Raw genomic sequence first — 15,933 nt, 5'->3', positions numbered from 1 at the left:
AGCAAAGTGGATGGCCGTCCGGACAGACCGCCGCTACATAAAAACAAAGCCAGGGCGTAACTCAATGAGCGTAAGTAATCCTACCCTGATCACATTTGTGATCTATATCGCTGCCATGGTGCTGATCGGCTTTATGGCCTATCGCTCCACCAACAACCTTTCCGACTACATCCTCGGCGGTCGCAGCCTCGGCAGCGTGGTTACCGCGCTTTCGGCCGGTGCCTCGGACATGAGCGGCTGGTTGCTGATGGGCTTGCCCGGCGCGATCTACATGTCTGGCCTGTCGGAAAGCTGGATCGCCATCGGCCTGATCGTCGGTGCCTACCTGAACTGGCTGTTTGTAGCCGGCCGCCTGCGGGTGCAGACCGAGCACAACGGCGACGCCCTGACCCTGCCGGATTACTTCTCCAGCCGTTTCGAAGATAAAAGCGGCCTGCTGCGAATCATCTCTGCGGTGGTGATCCTGGTGTTCTTCACCATCTACTGCGCTTCCGGCATCGTGGCTGGCGCCCGTCTGTTTGAAAGCACCTTCGGCATGTCCTACGAGACCGCGCTGTGGGCCGGTGCTGCCGCGACCATTGCCTACACCTTCGTCGGTGGTTTCCTGGCCGTGAGCTGGACCGACACAGTGCAAGCCACGCTGATGATCTTCGCCTTGTTGTTGACCCCGATCATCGTGCTGCTGGCCACCGGTGGCGTCGACACCACCTTCCTGGCGATCGAAGCGCAGAACCCTGACAACTTCAACATGCTGAAAAACACCACCTTCATCGGCATCATTTCGCTGATGGGCTGGGGCCTGGGTTACTTCGGCCAGCCGCACATCCTCGCGCGTTTCATGGCGGCGGATTCGGTGAAATCTATTGCCAACGCACGTCGCATCTCCATGACCTGGATGATCCTGTGCCTGGGCGGCACCGTGGCGGTGGGCTTCTTCGGTATCGCCTACTTCTCGGCGCACCCGGAAGTCGCCGGTCCCGTGACCGAGAACCACGAGCGTGTGTTCATCGAGCTGGCCAAGCTGCTCTTCAACCCATGGATTGCCGGTGTGCTGCTGTCGGCCATCCTGGCGGCGGTAATGAGCACCCTGAGCTGCCAGTTGCTGGTGTGCTCCAGTGCCCTCACCGAAGACTTCTACAAAACCTTCCTGCGTAAAAACGCCTCCCAGGTCGAGCTGGTATGGGTCGGTCGCGCCATGGTGCTGTTGGTGGCGCTGATTGCCATCGCCATGGCCGCCAACCCGGAAAACCGCGTACTGGGCCTGGTGAGTTACGCCTGGGCCGGTTTCGGTGCTGCGTTCGGTCCTGTGGTACTGATCTCCGTACTGTGGAAAGGCATGACGCGTAATGGCGCATTGGCCGGCATCCTGGTGGGTGCGATCACCGTGATCGTGTGGAAGCACTTCAGCCTGTTTGGCCTGTACGAAATCATCCCGGGCTTCATCTTCGCCAGCCTGGCGATCTACTTCGTGAGCAAGCTGGGCGCTCCGACGGCTGGCATGCTTCAGCGGTTTGACGCAGCCGAGGCGGATTACAACCTCAACAAGTAATCGGCGGGGGCTTGAATGCCCGCTGAAGTGAAAACGGCCCGCATCTTTTGGATGACGGGCCGTTTTTTTGCCTTCCAGATCTCGCAGTGTTGTTTTCACAGATTCAGATGATCACTGAAGTAAACGGCCAATTTAAGGGCTCGCCTGGTGGCTGTGAGCGTTGAATGTGAGGCGGTTTTTATACTTTGGGAAAAGGGCTACAAACTACCGTCAGCTATCTGACAGTAGTTTGCGAAAGGGCATCCACCGATTTTGAATTCGTGGTTTTTCAGTCGTGGTCAGTGTCCGGCTGGTTGAGAAAAATCAGCACACCCAGGATCGCCATATAGAACTTGAACGCCGCTTCCTGGCCGTTCCACTGATGGGATTGCCACATCAGGAACCACTCGCCGCCGATCACCATAAAGCCGAAGAACCACACCACGAAACCCAGGGTCAGCCCGACGATTGCGCTTTTCTTGGCGCGATTGAAGTCGATACCTGTGGCACGACGAGCCCGCCACAAGGCCAGTGCTCCACGCGCCAGCAGCACGGCCGTCAGGGCTTCACCGGCGATGATCAGCCAATATGCACCGTGCCACAGCCATGGGGTGGTGATGGCGCGATACATCGCGGCGTTGCCGGGGAAGGTGGTGTCCATGCTCAGCACATGTTTGACGAAGGCAAAGTTGGAGCCGTAGTCGGTGATGTTGCTGAAGGCCACGAGTGTGGCGAAGGCTGCCAGGGCAAGGGTCAGGACGATTTTTGCGTAGCGGGTGGCCATGTTTTTTCCATTGTCATGGGGCGACGGGGGACGAATAAGCTACCACGCTGGTGGTAGGGCTTCGATGCCTGATACATGAAGATTAAAGCGCCTGCGATGTAGGGTTTTACTGATTTGCCTGCAGCGCACTCAGCTCGGCATACAGCTGGTGCAGAATCGGCCACCCACTACTCGCAGAGAAACACCGGATGTTCGCTCCTGCCAATCAAAGTGCCTTTAGCCTGACCCTCGACGGTGTGCCAAGTGTTCTCAAGGTACGTGAGTTCACGGGCGATGAGTTCATCAGCCTGCCCTATCGTTTTGACCTTGAACTGGTCAGCGAGCAACCCGACCTTGACTTGGAAAGCTTGATGCATCGCCAGGCGTTCCTGGGGTTTGATGCGCATGGCCATGGTATTCATGGCCAGGTTTATCGGGTGGCACAAGGCGACTCGGGCAAGCGCCTGACGCGTTATCAGATCACGCTGGTTCCGCAGTTGGCTTATCTTGAGCACAGCGCTCACCAGCGGATTTTCCAGAACCGGACGGTGCCGCAGATCATTGCACTGGTGCTGGAAGGGCAGGGTATCCAGGCGGATGCCTTCTCGTTTCAACTGAGCGGGGTGTACCCCGAGCGTGAGTACTGCGTTCAGTTTGGCGAAACCGATCTGGCGTTCATCCAGCGCTTGTGCGCCGAGTCGGGTATTCACTACCACTTCCAGCACCACCCCGAGCGCCACCTTTTGGTGTTCGGCGATGACCAGAGCGTGTTCGCCCAGCCTGAGCAAGCCACTCAATACGCGGCGGGTTCGGGGATGGTTGCCGACACGCCGGTGATCAAGCGTTTTACCCTGCGGTTGAAGACCCGTACCACCGATGTGAATCTGCGGGACTACGACTTCAGAAAGCCACGCCTGAGCTTGGAAAGCACGGTGTCCGGCGGCCAGCGTCCCATGCTGGAGGAACAGTGTTATCCCGGGAGTTTTACGGATCGCGCTCATGGTAAATACCTGGCGCAACGTAGGTTGGAGCGCCATCGCGGTGACTTTCGCCAGGCCAGTGGCCATAGCGACCAGCCGTCCCTGGTCAGCGGGCAGTTCCTGAGGATGGAAGGGCATCCTCGCCAGGAATGGAATGATTTGTGGCTGGTCACCCAGGTGACGCATGCCGGGCGCCAGCCTCAGGTGCTGGAGGAGTCGACCATCGACGCCTCAGGTGATGAATCGGCTCAGGGCTACAGCAATCACTTTGTCGTAACGCCATGGGAGGTGCCGTTTCGAACACCGCTGCTGGTATCGCGACCGCCGGTGTCTGGCTATCAAAACGCCGTGGTTACAGGGCCGGCAGGCAGCGAGATCCATTGTGACGAGTATGGCCGGGTCAAGGTGCAGATGGCCTGGGATCGCGCCGGGGAGCACGACGAACATTCCAGTTGCTGGCTGCGGGTGGCCAGTGGCTGGGCCCATGAGCACTACGGCTCGGTGTTGATCCCGCGGGTAGGCATGGAGGTGCTGGTGGGTTTCGTCGACGGCGACGCCGACACGCCGCTGGTGGTCGGTTGCCTGGCCAATGCCGCCACGCCGGTGCCGCTGGACCTGCCAGCCGACAAGACCCGCAGCATCTTCCGTAGCCAGACCAGCCCCGGCGGCGGTGGCTACAACGAGCTGCGCATCGAGGACCGCAAGGGTGCCGAGGAAATCTACCTGCGCGCCCAGCGCAACTGGACCCAGCATGTACTGCACGACCAGCACGTGCAGGTCGACAACCAGCGCGACGTGATCGTCAAAGGCCTTGATCGTCACGAGCTTCAGGGCGAAGAACAGCGCACCACCCACGGCAACCGCCTGACCGAACTCAAGCAGGACGATCACCTGATGGTCGCGGGCTCCCAGCAGGTACGTGCCGGGTTGACCATTCACATCGGTGCCGGGCAAAACGTCGTTATTGATGCGGGTGCCAGCGTGACCCTCCAGGCCGGTGGGCAGTGGATCAACGTTTCGGCGGGCGGGATTTTCAGCAGCACGCAAATCCAGCTTGGCGGCGCCCCGGCACCGGCGGGAGCGCCGCTGACGCCGGGGCTGCAGGAAAAGTTGCTGGCGGTAATACCTGCACCGTTGAGTGCCGTCCAGGTGTTAAGCCTGAAGCGCAGCGCACCCTTTTGCGAAGAGTGCGAGCGCTGCAGGAATGGCGTGTGCAATACGCCCCTGCATCGCAATACATCACTGCCCGGTGGTGCGCCATGATTTCTCCCGGGCAGTGGCTTGAGGCTGCGCCGTTGCAGGCGGGCGAGCAGTTGTTTGCGGTGATGGGCAATGCCAGCGACTGCAAGCCGCTCGATGCGTGGCGGCGTACCGACGGACGTGCATTTAGCCCCATCTGGGCGGGCAGCGAGTATGCAGCGTGGGAGGAGGTCATGCCCTACGTCGCGGTGGTCGCCGTGGACAGCGCTTTTCTGAAATGGGCCGCCGAATGCGAAGGTATCGACTGGGGTTGGCTGGCGGTGTCGTCCTGTTCCTTGCACACCGTCGTCGAGCATCTGCGCAGCCTGACCAAGGTACTGTTGCCGGAAGGGCCGGCGGTTTTCTTTCGCTTCTGGGACGGTGCTTATGTCCTGCCTGTGTTGCAGGCGCTGGGGCCACAGGCAAAGGAGTTGCTCCCGGTGTTCAGTCGCTACTGGATCAATGGTCGCCAGCATGAGGTAGCGGTTACGGCAGCGGGAGCGGCAAAGCCCGGCCCATGGTGGCAAGTGCCGCCGCATGTTCTCCAGCACCTGGGTGAGCAATCGAGCGTTACGCAGGTGGACAACCTGTTGCAGTGGCTGGAAGAACAGCGCCCGGACCTGTACAGCGCCTTTGTGCCGGCGACCTTGAAGCACAAGGTCGCCTACTTCGTGCGCCGGCCGGATGTCAGCCATCAGGCGCTGGCCGCCTGGCTGGCCTCAGAGCTGGGTTGAGGCCAGCGACTGCTGCAGGTCCTCGATCAGGTCTTCAATGGCCTCGATGCCCACCGACAGGCGAATCATCTCCGGCTTCACCCCGGCCTTCGCCTGCTCCTGTTCATTCATCTGGCGATGGGTGGTGGACGCCGGGTGGCAGGCCAGGGACTTGGCATCGCCAATGTTCACCAGGCGCTTGAAGATCTGCAGCGAATCGTAGAAACGCACGCCTGCCTCATAACCACCCTTCAGGCCGAAGGACAGAATCGCCGACGGTTTGCCCTGCATGTATTTCTGCGCCAGGTGATGGTGGGGGTGATCCGGCAGGCCGGCGTAGCTGACCCACTCCACCAGTGCGTGGTCTTGCAGGAAGTGGGCAATCTTCAAGGCGTTTTCGGTGTGGCGCTCCATGCGCAGGGCCAGGGTTTCCAGGCCTTGCAGCAGCAGGAATGCATTCATCGGCGCCAGGGCCGCGCCGGTGTTGCGCAGCGGCACGGTACGGGCGCGGGCAATGAACGCCGCCGGGCCGAATTTTTCGGTGTAGACCACACCGTGATAGGCCGGCTCCGGCTGGTTGAGGCCGGGGAATTTCTCCGGGTACTGGGTCCAGGGAAAGGTGCCGCTGTCGACGATCACGCCACCCAGCGAGTTGCCGTGGCCGCCCACGTATTTGGTCACCGAATGCACGACGATGTCCGCGCCGAACTGGATCGGCTTGCACAGGATTGGCGTGGCCACGGTGTTGTCCACCATCAGCGGCACGCCACGGGCGTGGGCGACGTTGGCCAGGGCTTCGATATCGATGATATTGCCTGCCGGGTTGCCGATGCTCTCGCAGTACACCAGTTTGGTGTTGTCATCGATCAGCTCGGCGATGGCTTCGGCGCAGTCGTCACGGGCGAAGCGCACGTCAACGCCGAAGCTCGGCAGCAAGTGGGCGAACAGGGTGTAGGTGCCACCGTACAGCTGCGGGGTGGTGACGATGTTGTCACCGGCACGGGTCAGGGTCTGGATCGCGTAGTGGATCGCCGCGCTGCCGGCCGACACCGCCAGGGCCGCGATGCCGCCTTCGAGTGCTGCGATGCGTTGCTCCAGCACGTCGTTGGTGGGGTTCATGATGCGCGTGTAGATATTGCCGGGCACGTCGAGGTTGAACAGGTCGGCGCCGTGCTGGGCGTTATCGAATTCGAAAGCGACGTTCTGGTAGATCGGCACGGCGACGGCCTTGGTAGTCGGGTCCGACTTGAAGCCATGGTGCAAAGCGATGGTGGCGTCTTTCATGAGTTGTTATGACCTCCATGGATAATTGCTCGCCACAATAAATCCGCTTTCGCACCGCCAATTAGACTATTTTCGGCAGCGCCCCTGTGTTTGCGGCATAAGCGCCACCTGACGCGCAGCCCTGCACCTTTGCCTGCGTAAAAGGTAAACTTCGCCCCCTGCGCAGGAGCAACCATGAATTATCGTCACGCCTATCACGCCGGCAACCACGCCGATGTCTTCAAACACCTGACCTTGACCCGCCTCATCGCCCTGATGTCGCGCAAGGAGCAGCCGTTTGCCTATCTCGACACCCACGCCGGCATTGGTCTGTACGACCTGCAGGGCGACCAGGCGAACCGTACCGGTGAACACCTGGAAGGCATCGCCCGCCTGTGGGGCCAGGCCGACCTGCCGCCGCTGACCGCCGATTACATGCGTGTGCTGCACGAGATGAACCCGGATGGCGAATTGCGCTACTACCCGGGTTCGCCGGAGCTGGCGCGACGCCTGACTCGTCCTCAGGACCGCGTGCTGCTCAACGAAAAGCACCCGGAAGATGGCCTGCTGCTCAAGGACAACATGAAGGGTGATCGTCGGGTGAAAGTCCACCTTGGCGAAGGTTGGCACGTGCCACGGGCATTGCTGCCGGTGCCGGAAAAGCGTGCGTTGATGTTGATAGACCCGCCGTTCGAGAAGCTCGACGAGATGCAGCGCTGCGCCGCGTCCCTCAAGGAAGCCGTGAGCCGGATGCGCCAGACAGTGGCTGCGATCTGGTACCCGGTGAAGGACCAGCGCATGCTGCGCCGCTTCTACCAGGACCTGGCCGGTACAGGTGCGCCGAAGTTGCTGCGGGTGGAATTGCTGGTGCATCCGCTGGACACGCCCAACACCCTGACCGGTTCGGGTCTGGCGATTGCCAATCCGCCGTGGGGGCTGGAGGAGGAGTTGCGTGAGCTGCTGCCGTGGTTGTCCAAGCAGCTTGGGCAAACCCAGGGTGGCTGGCAGATGGATTGGCTTATCGCCGAGTAAGACAATCGCAAGGTATTGAAGACCCAATGTGGGAGCGGGCTTGCTCGCGAATGCGGTGTATCAGAAACACATTCAGTGACTGACACTCCGCTTTCGCGAGCAAGCCCGCTCCCACATTTTTATCGGTGTCGCTCTTAGATCGGGCAGGTCACGCCGGTGCCGCCGATTCCGCAGTAACCCTGCGGATTCTTCGCCAGGTACTGCTGGTGGTACGCCTCGGCGAAATACACCGTCGGCGCTTCTTCGATTTCGGTGGTGATGGTGCCCAGGCCCGCCTTGGTCAATTCCGCCTGATAAGCCTCTGCGCTGGCCTTCGCCGCCTCCAGGTGCTCCGGCTTGACCGCGTAGATCACCGAACGATACTGGCTGCCGATGTCATTGCCCTGGCGCATGCCCTGGGTCGGGTTGTGCAGTTCCCAGAACATTTTCAGCAGCTCTTCGTAGCTGATCTTGTCCTGGTCAAACACCACCAACACCACTTCGCTGTGGCCGGTCAGGCCCGAGCAGACTTCTTCATACGTCGGGTTCGGCGTGTAGCCGCCGGCATAGCCCACCACCGTACTGACCACACCGTCGCGCTGCCAGAAACGACGCTCTGCACCCCAGAAGCAACCCAGGCCGAAGATCGCAAACTCTACGTTGTCGACAAAGGGGCCCAGTAGGGGGTTGCCGTTGACGAAGTGCGTCTCGGGCAGCGACATCGGGGTTTCACGGCCAGGCAAAGCTTGTTCTTGAGTGGGAAGCACGTTTTTATTCACCAGGATTTCCGAGCGCAAGACCATGATCAGTCCTCTCAGTCAGATTGAGTTACAAGTAAGAATTCAGACTGCCAGTGTGCCCGAGTGTTACCGCGCTGTCAGGCGATTGGCCCGCGAGGATAGCGTTTAAGCATCGTCAGCAGCTCGGCCCCCGGGATTGGCCGGTCGAACAGGTAGCCCTGGCCGACGTCGCAACGGTGGCGGCGCAGGAACGCCAGCTGCTCGGCGGTCTCGATGCCTTCGGCCACCACCTTGAGCTTGAGGTTGTGGGCCATGGCGATCACCGCCGAGGTGATTTCCATGTCGTCCTGGTTGTCCGGGATTTCATGGATGAAGCTGCGATCAATCTTGATGATGTCGATCGGGAATTTTTTCAGGTAGCTCAGCGACGAGTAACCGGTACCGAAGTCATCCATCGCCAGGGTCAAGCCGAAGCTCTTCAGTTGGTCCAGTTGCAGGCGCGTGTCTTCGGTGGCTTCCAGCAGCAGGCCTTCGGTCAACTCCAGTTCCAGCAGGTTGGCCGGCAACTGTTCTTCCTTGAGGATCGTGGCAATCGAGGCCACCAGGTCCGGGTCGGAAAACTGCTTGGGCGACAGGTTGATCGCCACTTGCAGGTTGCCCATGCCGGCGGCGGTCAGCTGTCGGCTCATGCGGCAGGCCTGGCGGGCGATCCATTTGCCGATGGGGATGATCAGCCCGGTCTCTTCAGCCACGCTGATGAACTGATCGGGGCGGATCATGCCCTTTTCCGGATGGTTCCAGCGTAACAACGCTTCCATCCCTAGCAGACGACCGCTGCGCAGGCACAGCTTGGGCTGGTAGAACACGTCCAGTTCGTTTTGGGTCAGGGCGCGGCGCAGGTTGTTTTCCACGAACAGTTTGTAGCTGGCTTCGGCATTCAGCGCTTCGGTAAATACCTGCACCTGGTGTTTGCCGTTGGCCTTGGCCTTGTGCAGCGCCAGGCCGGCGTTGCGCATCAGGGTCTGCGGATCGCGGCCATGCAGCGGCGCGCAGGCGAGGCCCACGGAGCCGGTGACGCTGATCAGCTGGTTGTCGACGAACATCGGCTTGTCGAGGGTGGCCAGCAACTGGCTGGCGACCTGCTGGCCGGTTTCAAGGTCGGTATCGTCCAGCAGCACGGCAAATTCGTTACTGGCAAATCGCGCCAGGCTGCCACTGGCGGTCAGGCTGTTGCGCAGGCGCCGGGCCAGGCTGATCAGCAGCTTGTCGCCGGTCTGGTGGCCGAGGCTGTCGTTGATCCGCTTGAAGTTGTCGATGTCCACCAGCAGCAGGCTGATGGGGCTGTCGCTGTCCCGGGCAAAGCGTTCGTCCAGGTTGCGGATGAACGCCGGGCGGTTGCCCAGGTTGGTCAGGTTGTCGGTGTAGGCCAGCCGCTCGATGCGCTGCTGGGCCAGCTTGGTCTGGGTGATGTCTTCGTAGATGCCGATGTAATGGGTCAACTCACGGTTATCGCCATAAACCTTGGAGATCGACAACTGGCCCCAGTAGGGTTCGAGGTTCTTGCGCCGGCTCTTGAACTCGCCTTGCCAACTGTTGCTCTTGGCCAGGCTTGAAGGCGCGTCGAACAGCAGCTCGCTGAGGTTCTCCAGCGCCGGCAGTTCCGACAGCTGGTGGCCGTGGACTTCTTCGGTGCTGTACTGGGTGATCGCGGTAAAGCTGGGGTTGACGTATTCCACCACGCCGTCGCAATTGACCAGCAGGAACGCATTGGCGCTTTGCTCCACGGCTCGCTGGAACAAGTGCAGGGCACTGGTGGCGGTGCGGCGGTTGTGGTTGTTGATCACCTGGGCGAACTGGTCGGCCAGCTCGCCGGCAAAGGCGATCTCGTCGGACTGCCAGACGCGGGTGCTGCCACTTTGCTCCAGGCACAACACGCCGACCACGTTGCCATCGACGCGGATGCTGGCGTCGAGCATGGCGTGGATGTCCCGCGGGCGCAGGCTCTCGGCCATTTCACGCGTGCGTGGGTCGCGCATGGCGTTGGTGGCGTCGATCGCACGGCTGGTTTGCAGGGCTTCCAGGTAATCCGGGAAGCCACTGGCATCGATAGACTCTGGCAGGTGGTGCTGCTGATCGGCGCGGTGATAAGCGGAAATCGGCACCAGATGCTGGTTTTCGAGGTTCCAGATGCTCGCGCAGTCGATCTGGTAGATATCGCAGGCACTGCGGGTGATCAGCTCGGCGGCTTCCTGCAGCGAGTTGTTGGTGCTGTAGCGCTGGCGGGCCAGCAGCAGGATCAATTCCTGCTGGGCGCGTACCCGCTCAAGGTGTTGCAGTTGTTCCTGCTGGGCGCGCTGGTTGAGTTCCAGGGCAATCTGCAAGCGGCTGTTCTGGCTCTCCAGGTCTGCCGCAGGGGCCGGTGGGAGATCACTGAACAGGCCGTCGACCACCATCAGGTAGCCGCGCAGCAGGTGACGATTGTGTTGTTTGTAGGCTTCACCCAGTTCCAGCAGGCTCAACGGGCCGTCGTTGGTGTGCAGGGTGTAGCGCACCAGGTAATGCGGGCTGATGGTCAGCTGTTCCTGGATCGCATCATGCAGCTGATAGCGCGCCTGGGGCTCCATCAGGCTGGCGTAGGGCGAGCCGATCAGGGCGCACAGTTCCATCGCGGGCAGGCCGAACTGGCGTTCGCAATTGGGGTCGAGGTACAGCAGGGCCCAGCTAGCCTCATTAAGCCGCTCGAAACGCAGCATACCGAGGCGCGAAGGCACCGGTAATTGCGTCACTACCTCGGCCGCCGTACGGGCGACATCGGGTTGGCTTTTCATGGGGAAACTCGCTTGGAAAAATGCGCATCGCGCCGGGCTCACGCCCTCTTTACTGTTGCCTGCGGCAAGGTTGCATCATGCAGCACAGGCTGACAAGAGAGGATGAAGGCTAAGTGCTATAAGTGGGTTATCGGCCAGCGAGCGGTTTTCTGCAACCGGGGTGATGGGCGGTGTACAACCTCGATTTCCGTGTCCAGGTTTTCCCTGGAAAGCAGGCAAAAAAAGCCCCGCCAATTGGCGGGGTTGAGGTACGAGCGTGGCGCTCGGAAATCGTTGAAGCCAGGTCTTCTGCATGGGCAGAAGACCTGTTGTGGCTTAAAGCAGGATGGTGCGGATGTCGTTCAGCAACTGGCTCAGGCGCTGGGTGAAGCGTGCGGCAGCCGCGCCGTTGATCACACGGTGATCGTAGGACAGCGACAGTGGCAGCATCAGCTTCGGCTGGAACGCTTTACCGTCCCACACAGGCTGGATAGTGGCCTTGGAAACACCCAGGATCGCCACTTCCGGCGCGTTGACGATTGGCGTGAAGCCAGTGCCGCCAATGTGCCCGAGGCTGGAGATGGTGAAGCACGCGCCCTGCATGTCGTCCGGGGTGAGCTTCTTGTCGCGGGCCTTGGCAGCCAGTGCAGCAGCCTCAGCGGCAAGCTGCAGCAGGCTCTTCTGGTCGACGTTCTTGATGACCGGTACCAGCAGGCCATCCGGAGTGTCGACGGCAAAGCCGATGTGCACGTACTTCTTGCGAATGATCGCCTTGCCGCTTGGCGCCAGCGAACTGTTGAAGTCCGGCAGCTCCTTGAGCAAATGTGCGCAAGCCTTGAGCAGCAGGGGCAGCACGGTCAGCTTCACGCCGGCCTTCTCGGCCACGGCTTTCTGCGCAACGCGGAATGCTTCCAGGTCGGTGATGTCGGCCTGGTCGAACTGGGTCACGTGCGGGATGTTCAGCCAGCTGGCGTGCAGGCCGGCCGCGCCGATTTGCATCAGGCGGGTCATCGGCACTTCTTCGATTTCGCCGAAGCGGCTGAAGTCGACGGTGCGGATCGGCGGAATGCCCGAGCCACCGGTAGCAGCGCCGGCAGCCGGAGCTTCCTTGGCCTTCTGCATCATGGATTTGACGTAAACCTGCACGTCTTCCTTGAGCACGCGACCGTGAGGACCGCTGGCGGTTACCGCGCTCAACTCGACGCCGAATTCACGGGCCAGTTGGCGCACGGCAGGGCCGGCATGAACCTTGGCACCGCTTGGCGCAGGTGCAGCCGCCGGAGCCGGTGCGGCCTCGGCTTTTGCAGCAGGCGCAGGTGCAGGCGCGGCGGCAGCCGGTGCGGCTTCAGCCTTGGCGGCCGGAGCATCGGCGGCCGGAGCGGCAGCAGCAGGAGCCGAAGCGCCCGCTACTTTCAGCTTGAGGATGAAGTCACCAGTGCCGACTTCGTCTTCCAGCTTCACGGCAATGCTTTCCACCACACCGGCAGCCGGCGAAGGGATTTCCATGGAGGCCTTGTCGGACTCCAGGGTGATCAGCGATTGATCAGCTTCGACGGTGTCGCCGACTTTAACCAGCAGCTCGATGATCTTGGCCTTGCCCGACGAACCGATGTCCGGAACATGAATGTCCTGGACTGTTTCGGCGGCAGGTGCAGCCGCCGGAGCCGCAGGGGCCTCGGCAGCAGCGGCAGGCTTCTCGGCGGCAGGAGCCGGGGAAGCAGCAGGAGCGGCCGCCGCAGGGGCCGCATCAGCGGCACCTTCGATTTCCAGCTCAAGCAGTTCGTCGCCTTCTTTCAGGCGGTCGCCCAGCTTCACTTTCAGGCTTTTGACCACGCCGGCCTTGGGAGCAGGGATTTCCATGCTCGCCTTGTCCGATTCCAGGGTCAGGATGCTCTGGTCGGCTTCGACGGTGTCGCCGACCTTCACAAACAGTTCAATTACTTCACCTTCACCGCTGCCGATGTCAGGTACGCGAATGAGTTCGCTCACAGAAAGTCTCCTCAGCAGTCCAGTGGGTTGCGTTTTTCCGGGTTGATCCCGAACTTGACGATAGCGTCTGCTACCACCTTGGGTTCGATTTCACCACGGTCAGCCAAGGCTTCCAGGGCTGCCAACACCACGAAGTGACGGTCGACTTCGAAGAAGTGACGCAGCTTCTTGCGGCTGTCACTACGGCCGAAACCGTCGGTGCCCAGGACTTTGAATTCCTTGGACGGTACCCACTGACGAATTTGTTCAGCAAACAGCTTCATGTAGTCGGTAGAGGCGATAACCGGACCCTTACGGCCAGCCAGGCACTCTTCGACGTAGGTGCGCGCAGGCTTCTGGCCCGGGTGCAGGCGGTTGCTGCGCTCTACGGCCAGGCCGTCGCGACGCAGTTCGTTGAAGCTGGTAACGCTCCATACGTCAGCACCGACGTTGAACTCTTCACGCAGGATTTTTGCAGCTTCACGCACTTCGCGCAGGATGGTGCCGGAGCCCATCAGTTGCACGTGGTGAGCGGCTTCCTTGGTGTCTTCTTCGAGCAGGTACATGCCCTTGATGATGCCTTCCTCGACACCGGCCGGCATGGCTGGCTGCTGGTAGGACTCGTTCATCACGGTGATGTAGTAGAAAACGTCCTGCTGCTCTTCGGTCATCTTCTTCATGCCGTCCTGGATGATCACCGCCAGCTCATAGCCGTAGGTTGGATCAAAGGTGCGGCAGTTCGGGATGGTGCCCGCCAGGATGTGGCTGTGACCGTCTTCGTGTTGCAGGCCTTCGCCGTTCAGCGTGGTCCGCCCGGCAGTACCGCCGATCAGGAAGCCACGGGTACGGCTGTCGCCTGCTGCCCAAGCCAGGTCGCCAATACGCTGGAAACCGAACATCGAGTAGAAGATGTAGAACGGCAGCATCGGCTGGTTGTGGCTGGAGTACGAAGTACCGGCAGCGATGAAGGAGCTCATGGCGCCCGCTTCGTTGATGCCTTCTTCGAGGATCTGGCCCTTCTTGTCTTCCTTGTAGAACATCACCTGGTCTTTATCGACTGGCTCGTAGAGCTGGCCGACGGAGGAGTAGATGCCCAACTGACGGAACATGCCTTCCATACCGAAGGTACGGGCTTCGTCCGGGATGATCGGCACGATACGCGAGCCGATTTCCTTGTCCTTGACCAACTGCGCGAGGATCCGCACGAAGGCCATGGTGGTGGAGATTTCACGGTCGCCCGAGCCGTCCAGGATCGCCTTGAGGGTATCCAGTGGCGGAGTCGGGATGTTGAAGCTCTTGGCGCGGCGCTGTGGCACGAAACCGCCCAGTGCAGTGCGACGCTCGCTGAGGTAGCGGGCTTCGGCGCTGTTTGGCTCCGGCTTGAAGAACGGCAGGTTCTCCAGCTCTTCGTCCTTGACCGGGATGTCGAAGCGGTCGCGGAACAACTTCAGGCTGTCGACATCGACTTTCTTGGTGTTGTGCGCAGTGTTCTTCGCTTCGCCGGCACCGGTGCCATAACCCTTGATGGTCTTGGCCAGGATGACGGTCGGTTGTTCTTTGTGGTTGACCGCTTCGTGGTACGCCGCGTAGACCTTGTACGGGTCGTGGCCGCCACGGTTGAGTTTCCAGATCTCGTCGTCGGATAGGTCTGCAACCATTGCCTTGAGTTCAGGCGTGTTGAAGAAGTGTTCACGTACGAACGCGCCGTCTTTGGCTTTGTAGTTCTGGTACTCGCCGTCGATGACTTCGTCCATGCGGCGTTGCAGGATGCCGTCGACGTCCTTGGCCAGCAGTGGGTCCCAGAAACGGCCCCAGATGACTTTGGTCACGTTCCACTGAGCACCACGGAACACGCCTTCGAGTTCCTGGATGATCTTGCCGTTGCCGCGAACCGGGCCGTCGAGGCGCTGCAGGTTGCAGTTGATGACGAAGATCAGGTTGTCCAGCTTCTCGCGGCCGGCCAGGGAAATGGCGCCCAGGGATTCCGGCTCGTCACACTCGCCGTCGCCCAGGAAGCACCAGACTTTCTGCTTGCCTTCAGGGATGAAGCCACGGGCTTCCAGGTACTTCATGAAGCGTGCCTGGTAGATCGCCTGGATCGGGCCCAGGCCCATGGATACCGTCGGGAACTGCCAGAAATCAGGCATCAGCCAAGGGTGCGGATAGGACGAGAGGCCCTGGCCGTCGACTTCCTGGCGGAAGTTGTTCATTTGTTCTTCCGTGATGCGGCCTTCCATGAACGCACGGGCGTAGACGCCTGGCGAGGTGTGGCCCTGGAAGTAGATCAGGTCGCCGCCATGTTCTTCGGTCGGGGCCTGGAAGAAGTAGTTGAAGCCGATGTCATACAGGGTTGCGCTGGAAGCGAAGCTGGAGATGTGACCGCCCAGGTCAGAATCTTTCAAGTTCGTGCGCATTACCATCGCCATGGCGTTCCAGCGTACCAGCGAGCGAATGCGGCGTTCCATGAACAGGTCGCCAGGCATGCGTGCTTCGTGGGTTACCGGGATGGTGTTGCGATACGGCGTGGTGATGGCGTAGGGCAGTTGCGAGCCGCTGCGGGTCGCGAGTTCACCCATACGGGTCATCAGGTAGTGAGCACGGTCTTCGCCTTCTTTGTCGAGAACCGATTCCAGGGCGTCCAGCCATTCCTGGGTTTCGACGGGATCGAGGTCTTGCATGGCTTGCTCCAGGGCGGAAAGGCTACCAGAATCGGTTGCCTGAAGTTTGCGACTGGCCTTGTGGGCAGACGACATAAATTCTTGGATGGCCGAAGGTTGCTTCGGCGTCCTGTAGTTTTACTACAAATCGTCGGCCATTTCAGCCTTTCGAATGTATATACGAGTAGTAAAACTACACAAGACTGAGCGGATTGCTCGGTCTAGCTGGCGAGCATAATCGTTATTGTTGATCTTTTGCGAACA

At 60.7% G+C, this 15,933-nt stretch carries 10 protein-coding genes; 4 read left to right on the top strand and 6 right to left on the bottom strand.

Annotated features, from left to right (window positions below; all coding sequences use genetic code 11):
* Window positions 1–64: 64 nt before the first annotated feature.
* The gene (putP, locus tag HX821_RS23125; protein WP_003209422.1) at window positions 65–1,549 is read left to right on the top strand and encodes a sodium/proline symporter PutP; all 1,485 of its coding nucleotides are present in this window, start codon (window positions 65–67) and stop codon (window positions 1,547–1,549) included.
* 268 nt (window positions 1,550–1,817) lie between these two features.
* Here the strand turns inward: putP and HX821_RS23120 are convergent, their stop codons facing one another.
* Window positions 1,818–2,312 carry a DUF2165 family protein gene (locus tag HX821_RS23120; protein ID WP_008439179.1) on the bottom strand — a complete coding sequence of 165 codons (495 nt, stop codon included), beginning with the start codon at window positions 2,310–2,312 and terminating at the stop codon, window positions 1,818–1,820.
* 188 nt (window positions 2,313–2,500) lie between these two features.
* Between HX821_RS23120 and HX821_RS23115 the strand changes: the two genes are divergently transcribed.
* Window positions 2,501–4,534 (top strand): type VI secretion system tip protein VgrG, encoded by a 2,034-nt coding sequence (locus HX821_RS23115; RefSeq protein WP_177036455.1) that lies wholly within the window; start codon window positions 2,501–2,503, stop codon window positions 4,532–4,534.
* Entirely contained in the window at window positions 4,531–5,244 is a 714-nt protein-coding gene (locus HX821_RS23110; protein WP_177036453.1) for a DUF4123 domain-containing protein, read from the top strand. Before HX821_RS23115 ends, HX821_RS23110 begins: the two co-directional genes overlap by 4 nt.
* Here HX821_RS23110 and HX821_RS23105 read toward each other — a convergent pair.
* The gene (locus HX821_RS23105; protein ID WP_008439168.1) at window positions 5,230–6,507 is read right to left on the bottom strand and encodes an O-acetylhomoserine aminocarboxypropyltransferase/cysteine synthase family protein; all 1,278 of its coding nucleotides are present in this window, start codon (window positions 6,505–6,507) and stop codon (window positions 5,230–5,232) included. The genes HX821_RS23110 and HX821_RS23105 overlap by 15 nt on opposite strands.
* A gap of 174 nt (window positions 6,508–6,681) precedes the next feature.
* Between HX821_RS23105 and HX821_RS23100 the strand changes: the two genes are divergently transcribed.
* Window positions 6,682–7,518: a 23S rRNA (adenine(2030)-N(6))-methyltransferase RlmJ gene (locus HX821_RS23100; protein WP_177036451.1), complete on the top strand. Its 837-nt coding sequence runs from the start codon at window positions 6,682–6,684 to the stop codon at window positions 7,516–7,518.
* A 134-nt stretch (window positions 7,519–7,652) separates the two neighbouring features.
* Here HX821_RS23100 and msrA read toward each other — a convergent pair whose 3' ends face one another.
* From msrA to aceE, 4 genes are all read right to left on the bottom strand, one after another.
* Window positions 7,653–8,300, bottom strand: coding sequence for a peptide-methionine (S)-S-oxide reductase MsrA (gene msrA, locus HX821_RS23095; RefSeq protein ID WP_003209436.1), 648 nt, complete (start codon window positions 8,298–8,300; stop codon window positions 7,653–7,655).
* Window positions 8,301–8,374: 74 nt separating this feature from the next.
* The gene (locus HX821_RS23090) at window positions 8,375–11,065 is read right to left on the bottom strand and encodes a bifunctional diguanylate cyclase/phosphodiesterase (RefSeq protein WP_177036449.1); all 2,691 of its coding nucleotides are present in this window, start codon (window positions 11,063–11,065) and stop codon (window positions 8,375–8,377) included.
* Window positions 11,066–11,380: 315 nt separating this feature from the next.
* The gene (aceF, locus tag HX821_RS23085; RefSeq protein WP_177036447.1) at window positions 11,381–13,033 is read right to left on the bottom strand and encodes a dihydrolipoyllysine-residue acetyltransferase; all 1,653 of its coding nucleotides are present in this window, start codon (window positions 13,031–13,033) and stop codon (window positions 11,381–11,383) included.
* Between the two features lie 11 nt (window positions 13,034–13,044).
* Entirely contained in the window at window positions 13,045–15,690 is a 2,646-nt protein-coding gene (aceE, locus tag HX821_RS23080; protein ID WP_003209439.1) for a pyruvate dehydrogenase (acetyl-transferring), homodimeric type, read from the bottom strand.
* Window positions 15,691–15,933: the final 243 nt, after the last annotated feature.

It is taken from the genome of Pseudomonas sp. B6001, from assembly GCF_013386015.1.
Lineage (GTDB): Bacteria > Pseudomonadota > Gammaproteobacteria > Pseudomonadales > Pseudomonadaceae > Aquipseudomonas.
This window is presented reverse-complemented; position numbering and strand designations above follow the sequence as displayed.